Genomic DNA, 11,146 nt, shown 5'->3' with positions numbered 1-11,146 from the left:
GGCTCGGCCGTCGCGCCGACCGCCATTACTACCGCTCAAAAAGCAGACGTCCTCCGTTATAATGTATTGGAAGCAGCGCGGCCCATCCGGCAGCGTCTCTCCGTTTTCAGATCAGGAGGCGGACATGAAACCACGGTTGAAAGTCCTTACGCTCGCGGTAAACGATCTCGAAAAGTCTCTGGCCTTCTATCGCGACGGCATGGAGCTGCCGACGAAAGGAATTATTGGCCAGGAGTTCGAAGACGGCGCAGTGGTCTTCTTCCATATGGGCGACGACCTGATACTGGCGCTCTATCCCGCGGCGTCACTTACCAAAGACGCAAAAATAACCGCGACGCAGACGCGGCTCGGCGCAGTGTCGATCGGGCACATCGTCAAATCAAAGGAGGAGGTCGATGTGGTCATGAAACAGGCCGAAGACGCCGGCGCGACCATCACCGATCGCCCACACGACCGCTTCTGGGGCGGCTATTCCGGCTACTTCCAGGATCCCGACGGCCACCTTTGGGAGATCGCCTGGAACCCGCAATGGACTGTCGCGGATTGAAAGGCTCGGGTGGCGCCCGCTACGATCAACAAAGCGGCCGGCGGTGTTAGAAAACACAACGGCCCGTCGCAAGACGGGGCGTTTTCATTTGCGCGATCATCACGAAGCAAACCTGCTGGTAGCTTCCGCTGCCACGTTCCTTCGAAGATGCCCTTGTGGAGGGGCGATCCTCAGTCGCGGGGTCGTCGCGGCTTGTGTCGGCTTAGTTGAAAAGGCTTGAAACGCTTTGCTCTCTCGCCGTGCGAGCTAGCGCTTCGCCTATCAACGGCGCGATGGTGATGCGTCTGATGTTGGGGGTCTCACGTTGCGCTTCGGTTTCGTGAATGGAGTCGGTCACGACCAATTCCTTGAGCTGGCTGGCACCAATGCGTTCGCAGGCACCTTCGGAAAGAACGCCATGGGTGATATAGGCCGAAACGTCCTTGGCGCCAGACATCAACAACGCTTCAGCCGCGTTGATCAACGTGCCGCCGCTATCGACGATGTCGTCGACCAGAAGACATCTCTTCCCGGAAACATCGCCAATAATGTTCATCACTTCGGACACGCCAGCACGGGGTCGCCGTTTGTCGACGATCGCAAGATCGGTACCAATGCGCTTGGCGATGGCACGAGCGCGCGCCACGCCGCCCACATCAGGCGAAACGACCATTAAGTTCTCGATGTCGTAGTGCTGCTCAATGTCACGGGTCATCACGGGTGCTGAATAAAGATTATCGGTGGGGATATCGAAAAACCCCTGTATCTGGTCAGTGTGGAGATCGAGCGTTATCACGCGGTTGACGCCTGCAGCGGCAATCATATTGGCTACCAACTTCGCCGAGATCGGTGTACGGCCAGTGGCACGGCGATCCTGACGGGCATAGCCGAAGTAAGGGATAACGGCGGTGATACGGCGAGCGGATGAGCGGCGCAGCGTATCGGCCAGGAGAAGCAACTCCATAAGATTGCCGTCGGCGGGGGCACTTGTCGACTGGAGAACATAGACGTCCTCCCCGCGTACATTTTCATGAAGTTGAACGTGGATTTCCTGGTCGGCGAAGCGCTTGACCGTACAATCTGTGAGGGAAAGATTTAAGTGGTTGGCAATGGCTTCGGCAAGGGCGCGGTTCGAGTTACCGGTCACCAGCTTCATTAGCGCGATCCTGTTTCAAGGAACCTTCGGGAGCAGAAGTTTGAGCTTGGGCACATTTAGAGACATGTGCGTGAAATCACAACCAAGCGCTGTGCATTCTTGCGAGATGATCGGTCTCCGTTGGACCGCGGCCTTGGCCGGCTTGCCGATTGCGGACGACGAACCTATTTACGCCGTCGTCTCCAAACCAGCCGGTTAATCCGCCAGGGTAGAGCCCGACACGAGCTTGATCTCTCAACGCCAATGAACACAGCGCCGACAAATACGATGCAACCGATTGAAATCTGCGCCTGGTGTCCCGAATGGCCAACTCAGTTCGCCGTCAAGGCAAAGCTCATCCGAAGCGTGTTGGACGCGCACGCTATGCGCATCGACCACATTGGCTCGACGGCGATCCGAGGTCTGGCGGCAAAGCCGATCATCGACATTCAAATTTCGGTGGCCGATCTGCAATCCGTCGAAGTCCTGAGGGAGAGGATGACGGCCATTGGATACGTGTGGCGACCATCGAATGCTGACCTGACCAAGCGCTATTTCCGAGAGGCGCCAGGCAACGAGCGTACGCATGTTCATGTGCGCGGGCGCGGAAGCTGGAGCGAGCAATGGTCCTTGCTGTTCCGGGATTACATGCGTGCCCACGCCCATGAGCACGCGCCCTATGGAGAACTCAAGCGCGCCTTGGCGGCGCGATACCAGAATGATCGAGTGGCCTACACCGAGGCCAAGTCCGAACACCTCTGGACAATTATCCATCGTGCAGATCGCTGGGCGGCCCAAACCGGCTGGCAGCCGGGCCCGTCCGACGCTTGACCGCACGCGCCACAGCGAGCGCGAGCACTCTGCGGCCAGCGCCAGGTCGGCTGGCCCCCTGCAAGGCCTGCATCCCGCCGCGACCGGACTTCCAAAAGAAAAGGCCCCGGACGAACCGGGGCCTTTTCTTTGGATCTTAATCAGAGCCGGCTTAAGCCGGCCGACGATCAATGTTCCTTGTTGGCGTAGACCGACTTCTTCGTAAGGTAGACGAGGCCGGTGAAGATCAGTAGGAACACCATGACCATGAAGCCGGTGCGCTTGCGGTCTTCGAGGTGCGGCTCGGCCGCCCACATCAGGAACGACGCAACGTCCTTGGCGTACTGGTCGACCGTCTGCGGCGTGCCGTCGTCGTAGGTGACCTGGTCGTTGGAAATCGGCTGCGCCATCGCCAGAGCGGCAGCGTTCGCGAAGTACGGGTTGTAGTGCGTGCCTTCGGCGACTTCGACGCCCTGCGGCGGCTCCTGGTAGCCTGTCAGCAGCGCGTGGATGTAGTCCGGGCCGCCTTCCTGGTAGGGCCAGAACATGTCGAAGACGAACTGCGGGAAGCCGCGTTCGATGCCGCGTGCCTTGGCGATCAGCGAGAAGTCCGGCGGAGCTGCACCGTTGTTCGATGCCGCAGCCGCTTCCTTGTTCGCGTAAGGCGACGGGAAGTGGTCGGACGGCAGAGCCTTGCGGGTGAACATCTCCCCATCGGCATTCGGGCCGTCCTGAACTTCGTAGTTGGCCGCAAACGCCTTCACCTGTGCTTCCGAATAGCCGAGGCCCTCGAGCGTACGGAAGGGCACCAGGTTCATCGAATGGCAGGCCGAACAGACTTCGGCGTAGACCTTCAGGCCGCGCTGAAGCTGGCCCTTGTCATAGTGGCCGAAGGGGCCGGCAAAGCTCCATTCCTGCTGTTCCGGCTTGTGGATCGGATAGTGAGGCGTACCGCCGCCGTGCTCCTCGCCGCCCTTCGCCTCTTCGGCGATAGCTGCACCGAGACCGAGACCAGCGACGACAGCGAGTGACAGAATGCCTGTAACAAGCTTTTTCATTGTTGTGGGTTCCTTATCAATCGCTGTTCTGATCAGGCGCGCGCGGCGGCCGGCTGCGCCTTGGCATTCTGCTTTTCCAGCACCGCTTCGGTGATGGAGTTCGGAATGCGCTTCGGCGTTTCGATCAGACCGAGAACCGGCATGACGACGAAGAAGAAGCCGAAGTAGTAGAGCGTGCCGATCTGCGACATCACGACGTAGAGGCCTTCTGCAGGGCGCGAGCCGAGCCAGCCGAGCATGATGGCGTTGACGACGAAGATCCAGAAGAACAGCTTGTACCACGGACGGTAGACGGCCGAACGGACCTTGGACGTATCGAGCCAGGGCAGGAAGAACAGGACGATGATCGAGCCGAACATCACCAGAACGCCGCCGAGCTTGGAGTCGATCGGGCCGATGTTGAAGGTGATGGCGCGCAGCATCGCGTAGAACGGCAGGTAGTACCATTCCGGAACGATGTGAGCAGGCGTCTTCAGCGCGTCAGCCGGGATGTAGTTGTCCGGGTGGCCGAGGAAGTTCGGCATGTAGAAGACGAACCAAGCATAGACGAGCAGGAAGACGGAGACGCCGAGCGCATCCTTCAGCGTCGCATAGGGCGTGAAGGCAACGGTATCGGTCTTGGACTTCACTTCAACGCCGGTCGGGTTGGTCTGGCCGACGACGTGCAGCGCCCAGATGTGCAGCACGACAACGCCGGCGATCATGAAGGGCAGCAGGTAGTGCAGCGAGAAGAAGCGGTTCAGCGTCGGCTGGTCAACGGCAAAGCCGCCAAGCAGGAACTGCTGGATCCACTCACCCACCAGCGGGAAGGCGGTGAAGAAGCCGGTGATAACGGTCGCGCCCCAGAAGGACATCTGACCCCAGGGCAGAACGTAGCCCATGAAGCCGGTCGCCATCATCAGCAGGTAGATGACCACGCCGAGGATCCAGAGGATTTCGCGCGGAGCCTTGTAGGAACCGTAGTAGAGACCACGGGCGATGTGCAGGTAAACGGCGATGAAGAAGAAGGATGCGCCGTTGGCGTGCATGTAGCGCAGCAACCAACCCTGGTTGACGTCGCGCATGATCTTTTCGACCGAGTTGAACGCAACGGTCGTTTCGGCGGCATAGTGCATCGCCAGAACGATACCGGTGAGGATCTGGACGACCAGCATCACCGAAAGCATGGCACCGAAGGTGTATGCGTAGTTCAGGTTCCGCGGAACCGGATAGGTGATGAAGCTGTCGTGAATCATACGCGGCAACGGCAGACGGGAATCAACCCATTTCTCAATGCCAGTCGTCGGCGTGTAGGTTGAATGTTCAGCACTCATTATCAGTAGTCCCCTCAACCGATCTTGATAACTGTGTCGGAAACGAACGTGAAGGTCGGCACGTGAAGGTTCTCCGGCGCCGGACCCTTACGGATGCGGCCGGCCGTATCGTAGTGCGAACCGTGGCAGGGACAGAACCAGCCACCGAAGTCACCGGCCTGACCAAGCGGCACGCAGCCGAGATGGGTGCAGGAACCGATCATGACGATCCAGTTTTCCTTGCCTTCGCCGGCAGAGCGATCGACGTCGCTTGCCGATGCGTCGGCCGGAAGGTTGGCATTGCGCGCAACCGGATCCTTCAGGTCGTCGAGCTTGACGGCCTTTGCCTCTTCGACTTCCTTCTCAGTACGGTTGCGGATGAAGATCGGCTTGCCGCGCCATTTTGCCGTCAGCGACATGCCGGGCTGCAGGCTCGAAACATCAACCTCGATCGAGGCGAGCGCGAGCGTCGATGCATCCGGACGCATCTGGTCGATGAACGGCCAAGCGACAGCACCGGCGCCGACGACGCCTGCCATACCGGTAGCCAGATAAAGGAAATCGCGGCGAGTGGGCTCGCCCAAGGCCTCGCTTGAAGTGTCGTGTTCGCTCACGGCTAAACCATCCTCTCACGCAATGTTGCGGAAACCGCATCCGCCCCCGGCGAAATTCCTGCCCCTTGCGGTTTGATCCAGGTCAAGGAACCACGCCCTATTCATAGTGCTAACGCCCCCGCCGTTTTGCGCCTGCAAACACGACATCGGCACCAGAATCCGAAAAAATTCTGCGCACCCACGGCACACAGATTCCCCGTCAATCCGGCGCGTTCTATGCTTGATCGCAAATTATGTCCAGCCTTGACAAGGGGATGTGGGCAGATTGTCGCGGGGAAAAGCGCGGCCAATCGGCACAAGGACTTGACGGTCGCCAGTTAGGCTGAATTCGGGCCGGTCGAGCGGGCGTTGAAGCAGTCTTGTACCGCCCTACTCCGCCGCTTCCTCGCGGGCGAGAAATCCGCCCGACTGACGCGACCAGAGCGCGGCGTAAAGTCCGCCGCGGGCGACGAGCTCCGCGTGGGTTCCCTCCTCGACGATCCGCCCCTTGTCCATCACCACGAGCCGGTCGAGCGCCGCGATCGTCGACAGCCGGTGCGCAATCGCCAGCACTGTCTTGCCCTGCATCAGGCGGTCGAGATTGGACTGGATCGCCGCTTCGACCTCAGAATCGAGCGCCGAGGTCGCCTCGTCGAGCACGAGGATCGGCGCATCCTTCAGCATCACCCGGGCAATGGCGATGCGCTGGCGCTGACCGCCCGAAAGCTTGACGCCGCGCTCGCCGACATGGGCATCGAAGCTCTGGCGGCCGCGCTGGTCCTGCAGGCCGAGGATGAAGTCGTAGGCTTCGGCCTTGCGCGCGGCGGCAATCAGTTGCTCCTCGCTCGCATCCGGCCGGCCGAAGAGGATGTTGTCGCGGATCGAGCGGTGCAGCAGCGAAGTATCCTGGCTGACCATGCCGACCTGGGCGCGCAGTGACTCCTGCGTGACCGCTGCGATATCCTGCCCGTCGATACGGATCCGGCCGCCCTCGAGGTCATAGAAGCGCAGCAGCAGATTGACGAGCGTCGACTTGCCGGCCCCGGAACGGCCGACGATGCCCACCTTCTCACCCGGGCGAACGATCAGCGAGAAATCGTCGATGACGCGCTCGCCCTTGCCGTAGTGGAAACGGACGTGTTCGAAGCGGATTTCCGGCTGGCTGACGGCGAGCTCTGCGGCATCGGGCCGGTCGACGAGACCGATCGGCTGCGACACGAGTTCGGCCGAGTTCTGGATGGTGCCGATGTTGCGCATGATCGAATTGAACTGGGTCATCATGCGGCCGAGCAGCATGTTGAGCCGGAGCACCAGCGCCAGCGTGAAGGCGACGGCGCCGGAACTGATCGCGCCGCCGAGCCAGAGATGGATCGCATAGATGGCGATGGCCGTGATCATCATGCCGGAAAGCAGCGCCAGCGAAGCGCGCACCGCCGTCAGAAGCCGCGTGAACGGAATGACCGCGTGCTGGAACCGATCGAAACCGGAGCGGATATAGCGGTCGTTCTCATCGTCGCGACCGAAGAGCTTCAGCGTCTGGATATTGGAATAGGCATCGACCATGCGGCCATTCAGCATCGATGCCATTTCGGCGGTATCGCGGGCATGCTTGCGGATGCGCGGTACGAAGTAGCGGGCGAGCGCCAGGAAGACGACGATCCAGAAGGCGACCATCGCCGCCAGGCGCCAGTCGAGCTGCGCCACCAGCGCCATGGTGGAGGCGGTGTAGATGACGATGAACCAGACGACCTGCAGCAGCGAGACGATCAGATCGCTCGTCGCCTGGGCGCCTGCCCAGACCTTGGTGACGATGCGGCCGGAAAAGTCGTTCTGGAAGAAGGTCAGCGACTGTCGGGCCACATGCACATAGGACTGCCAGCGCACCAGATTGAGAAAGCCGGTGATGATCGATTGCTCTTCCACGAGCGCCGCCAGCGACACCGCAATAAAGCGGAACACCATCACCGTCAGCAGCATGAACAAAAGTTCGGGCCCGTTCGCGGCGATGAGCCCGCTCCAGCCGGCTTCCGGCTTGACCGTGTCAAGAACGTCGACCAGCCGCCCGACGAAATAGAACAGCCCGGCCTCAAGCATGGCGACGAGACCGCCGAGCACGGCCATCGCGATGAACGGTCCCTTCGCCTGTCTGGCGTAGAACCAGGCGAAGCCCCAGAGCGATTTGGGCGGCTGCAGACGCTCGCGCGGCGCGAACGGCTTGATCCAGTTCTCGAAGAGGCGGACGATGGCGCTGAGCATGGTTCCGATATAGGCGGTTCGGCGGGAACAGCAATCGGTTTCCGTCCGATTGCGGGTTACAAATGCGTAACGTCTAAGAGAGCGGCCCGCCGCTCTTTCGAACGGCGGGCCGACGGCATCTTACTCCGCCGCCTCTTCCTTCTCGACGTCGTCGGCGATGAAACCGCCGGACTGGCGCGACCAGAGGTCGGCATAAAGGCCGCCCTTGGCGACGAGTTCGCCATGCGAGCCCGTCTCGACGATCCGGCCGGCTTCGAGAATTACCAGCCGGTCCATCTCCGTCAGCGTCGACAGGCGGTGGGCAATCGCGATCACCGTCTTGCCGGACATCAGCGCGAAGAGGTTTTCCTGGATCGCCGCTTCGACTTCGGAATCGAGCGCCGAGGTCGCCTCGTCGAGGATCAGGATCGGCGCGTCCTTGAGGAAAACGCGCGCGATCGCGACGCGCTGCCGCTGGCCGCCGGAAAGCTTGACGCCACGTTCTCCGACCTGGGCGTCCAGCGCCTTGCGGCCCTGGTTGTCCTCGAGCCCCTGGATGAAGTCCCAGGCGTTCGCCTTCTTCGCCGCGGTAATGATCGCCTCGTCGTCCGCCTCCGGATGTCCATAGGCGATATTATCGCGAATGGAGCGGTGCAGCAGCGAGGTGTCCTGCGTGACGACGCCGATTTGGGCGCGCAGGCTGTCCTGCGTGACGGTGGAGATATCCTTGCCGTCGATCCGAATTGCGCCGTCCTCGAGATCGTAGAAGCGCAACAGCAGGTTCATCAGCGTCGTCTTGCCGGCGCCTGAGCGACCAACGAGACCGATCTTCTCGCCCGGCTTGATGTCGAGCGACAGGTGATCGATGACGCCCTTGGCCTTGCCGTAGTGGAAGCGGATGTTGTCGAAGGCAATCGCCCCCTTGTCCGCCTTCAGCGCCTTGGCATCCGGTTCATCGACGATATCGTGTGCCTTTGTCATCATGCCGATGCCGTCATAGACCGTACCGATGTTCTCGAAGAGCGCCGAGACTTCCCACATGATCCACTGCGACATGCCGTTGATGCGCATCGCCAGACCGACCGCAATCGCGATCGCGCCGACCGAGATGGCACTCGTCAGCCAGAGATGGATGCCAAGCGTGGCGATCGCAAAGAGTGCGATGCTGTTGTTGGCATAAACGAGGATGTGGAACAGCGTCACCTTGCGCATCTGGCGATGTACGGTGTCGAGGAAACCGTCCATGCCGTCACGCGCATAGCCTTCCTCGCGGCCGGCATGGGAGAACAGCTTGACCGTGCCGATATTGGTGTAGCTGTCGACGATCCGGCCCGTCATCATCGAGCGCGCGTCGGCCTGCTCCTTGGAGATCTTCTGCAGGCGCGGCACGAAATAGCTGACGATGCAGATGTAGATCGCGAGCCAGATGGTGAGCGGGATAACGAGGCGCCAGTCGGCTGTCGCCACGACCGCGAGCATGGTGACGAAGTAGCTGACGACATAGACGAAGACGTCGAGGATCTTCATCACCGTTTCGCGCACCGCAAGCGACGTCTGCATCACCTTCGTCGCCACGCGTCCAGCGAACTCGTTGGCAAAGAAGGTCATGCTCTGACGCAGCAGGTAGCGGTGCATCTGCCAGCGGGCGATCATCGGATAGTTGCCGAGCAGCACCTGGTGCATGATCAGCGAGTCGATCGCCACCAGGCCAGGCAGGCCGATGAGGACGAGCGCGCCCATCCAGAAGAGCCTGCCGCCCTCGGCTTCCAGGAACGTGTCGCGGTTGGCGCTCGACAGCCAGTCGACCATGTTGCCGAGGAACTGGAACAGCGCCACTTCGCCGACGGCGATCAGCATCGTGCAGACGGACATGATGAGCAGCCACGGCACGGCCGGCTTGGAATAATGCCAGCAGAAGCCGAAAAGGCTTTTCGGCGGGAGCGTCGGCTCCTCCGCCGGATAGGGATTGAGGCGGGATTCAAACCAGCCGAACATTGCATTGCTCCTTCAGAGTATTTTGAAGGAAAGCGGGGTTTCCCCGCATTCTTATGATGAAAAGGTCAGTCCGGAAATGCAGCCCGAAAGAGGGCTTCGTCTTCCGGAGTCCCGGAAGCGCGTCGATCTCTTTTAAAAGATAGGTCGCGGAACCGGTCAGGCCAAACGGTGGCCCACTACTCCAGGAAGGCGTGTCAACATCAATACATTCATGTTTGCCTCCGTCGGTTCGCGTTGAAGAGGTTCGATCTCTACCCTTATTCGCGCCGGCATGCCAGATTGTCGCAGGCTGTTTCTTGCACATTTTTTCACCGTTCGGGTATCTGTTGCCGTTTCGGCACAGATTAGCGCCGGCAATATCAGCGACCGCAAAAGCAAGCAGCGCCGAGTTTTTCGCAGCGGAGAACACGGATGAATGCTTCATCGGATACGCCTCCTGATCTTCAAGGTGTCGGTTTCGTCCTTCGCCGCCCCCGCGACGGTGATGTGGATGCGCGCCTGAGGCTCGGCCGCCATCCGGAAATCTACCGAATGTTCGGTGCGGGCCGGTCCTTTCCCGGCCTCTTCAGTTACGGAGAGGCAGCCGCCTGGGTTGCGCGGATTGCCGGACACCCGGCGGCCTGGATCATCGATCAGGACGGCCTCACCGGCGAAGTGAGGCTCGACAATCTCAATCACGTCGATCGGCGTGCGAGCTTCGCCATCGGCATTTTCGATCCGGAACGCCTCGGCAAGGGGCTTGGCACGGCGGTCACCAAGCGGGTATTGGCCTATGCCTTCGATGAACTTGCCCTTCATCGGGTGTCGCTCAGGGTTCTCGCCTTCAATGAGCGGGCGATTGCCGCCTATCGCAAGTCCGGCTTCTCCATCGAGGGCCGCGAACGTGAGTCGGCTCTGATCGACGGCGAGTGGCATGACGACATCATGATGGGCATCCTGGCCGCGGAATTTGACGCGCGGCGTGATGCTACCGGAAACGAGTGACCTGACGTGAGCAATCTGCGCATCGCCCTCTACCAGCCCGACATTCCCGGCAATACCGGCACGATCCTGCGTCTTGCCGCCTGTCTCGGGCTTTGCGTCGACGTGATCGAACCGGCTGGCTTCGACCTCTCCGACCGCAACCTGAAGCGCGCCGGCATGGACTATATCGCCTCGGTGGCGCTCACCCGCCATGTCAACTGGGAGCGCTTCGAAGAGTGGCGAGCGGCGAGCGGACGCCGACTGGTGCTCGCATCTACCAAGGCTGCCCTGCCCTATACGCGCTACGAGTTTCGCCCCGACGACATCCTGCTCTTCGGACGGGAGAGCGCCGGCGTGCCCGACCACGTGCACGAGCGTGCCGACGGCCGAATCCTCATTCCAATGGCGGAGGGCCAGCGCTCGCTGAACATCGCCATCTCCGCCGCGATGATCGCCGGCGAAGCGATCCGGCAGGTTTCTCCAGCCTGACAGTGTAAACATTGCTACCTCCTTGGCTGTCGATCGAGGGGCGCCGAAAG

General features: G+C 61.0%; 11 protein-coding genes. 4 read left to right on the top strand and 7 right to left on the bottom strand.

What is annotated here, in order from left to right; genetic code table 11:
- Nucleotides 1-124: 124 nt before the first annotated feature.
- Nucleotides 125-547: a VOC family protein gene (locus ACTJKM_RS12105; protein WP_058328313.1), complete on the top strand. Its 423-nt coding sequence runs from the start codon at nt 125-127 to the stop codon at nt 545-547.
- A 202-nt stretch (nt 548-749) separates the two neighbouring features.
- Here the strand turns inward: ACTJKM_RS12105 and ACTJKM_RS12100 are convergent, their stop codons facing one another.
- Nucleotides 750-1,682, bottom strand: coding sequence for a ribose-phosphate pyrophosphokinase (locus tag ACTJKM_RS12100; RefSeq protein ID WP_058328275.1), 933 nt, complete (start codon nt 1,680-1,682; stop codon nt 750-752).
- A 267-nt stretch (nt 1,683-1,949) separates the two neighbouring features.
- On the opposite strand from ACTJKM_RS12100, the gene ACTJKM_RS12095 reads away from it, so the two are divergent.
- On the top strand, nt 1,950-2,492 hold the full coding sequence (locus ACTJKM_RS12095; protein WP_113132892.1) for a GrpB family protein: 543 nt from the start codon (nt 1,950-1,952) through the stop codon (nt 2,490-2,492).
- A 167-nt stretch (nt 2,493-2,659) separates the two neighbouring features.
- Here the strand turns inward: ACTJKM_RS12095 and ACTJKM_RS12090 are convergent, their stop codons facing one another.
- The 6 genes from ACTJKM_RS12090 to ACTJKM_RS12065 all read right to left on the bottom strand — a co-directional run bounded on the left by ACTJKM_RS12090 (nt 2,660) and on the right by ACTJKM_RS12065 (nt 10,068).
- A complete protein-coding gene (locus ACTJKM_RS12090; protein WP_057248900.1) occupies nt 2,660-3,529 on the bottom strand; it encodes a cytochrome c1 in 870 nt (289 codons plus the stop codon).
- A gap of 32 nt (nt 3,530-3,561) precedes the next feature.
- The gene (locus ACTJKM_RS12085) at nt 3,562-4,842 is read right to left on the bottom strand and encodes a cytochrome b (protein WP_058324095.1); all 1,281 of its coding nucleotides are present in this window, start codon (nt 4,840-4,842) and stop codon (nt 3,562-3,564) included.
- 14 nt (nt 4,843-4,856) lie between these two features.
- Nucleotides 4,857-5,435, bottom strand: coding sequence for a ubiquinol-cytochrome c reductase iron-sulfur subunit (gene petA / locus ACTJKM_RS12080; protein WP_057248898.1), 579 nt, complete (start codon nt 5,433-5,435; stop codon nt 4,857-4,859).
- Nucleotides 5,436-5,804: 369 nt separating this feature from the next.
- Nucleotides 5,805-7,670 carry an ABC transporter ATP-binding protein gene (locus tag ACTJKM_RS12075; protein WP_058328277.1) on the bottom strand — a complete coding sequence of 622 codons (1,866 nt, stop codon included), beginning with the start codon at nt 7,668-7,670 and terminating at the stop codon, nt 5,805-5,807.
- A 120-nt stretch (nt 7,671-7,790) separates the two neighbouring features.
- The gene (locus ACTJKM_RS12070; RefSeq protein ID WP_057248896.1) at nt 7,791-9,644 is read right to left on the bottom strand and encodes an ABC transporter ATP-binding protein; all 1,854 of its coding nucleotides are present in this window, start codon (nt 9,642-9,644) and stop codon (nt 7,791-7,793) included.
- Entirely contained in the window at nt 9,628-10,068 is a 441-nt protein-coding gene (locus ACTJKM_RS12065; protein ID WP_143032916.1) for a hypothetical protein, read from the bottom strand. Before ACTJKM_RS12065 ends, ACTJKM_RS12070 begins: the two co-directional genes overlap by 17 nt.
- Between ACTJKM_RS12065 and ACTJKM_RS12060 the strand changes: the two genes are divergently transcribed.
- Both ACTJKM_RS12060 and ACTJKM_RS12055 read left to right on the top strand, forming a co-directional pair.
- Entirely contained in the window at nt 10,056-10,628 is a 573-nt protein-coding gene (locus ACTJKM_RS12060) for a GNAT family N-acetyltransferase (RefSeq protein WP_110878680.1), read from the top strand. The two genes, ACTJKM_RS12065 and ACTJKM_RS12060, sit on opposite strands and share 13 nt — an antisense overlap.
- Nucleotides 10,629-10,634: 6 nt before the next feature.
- A complete protein-coding gene (locus ACTJKM_RS12055) occupies nt 10,635-11,096 on the top strand; it encodes a tRNA (cytidine(34)-2'-O)-methyltransferase (RefSeq protein ID WP_057248894.1) in 462 nt (153 codons plus the stop codon).
- The last annotated feature ends 50 nt before the right edge of the window (nt 11,097-11,146 follow it).

This window comes from Ensifer sp. 22460 (assembly GCF_052044935.1).
Taxonomy (GTDB): Bacteria; Pseudomonadota; Alphaproteobacteria; order Rhizobiales; family Rhizobiaceae; genus Ensifer.
The sequence above is the reverse complement of the archived record's forward strand: the minus strand, read 5'-3'. Positions and strand labels throughout refer to the sequence as shown.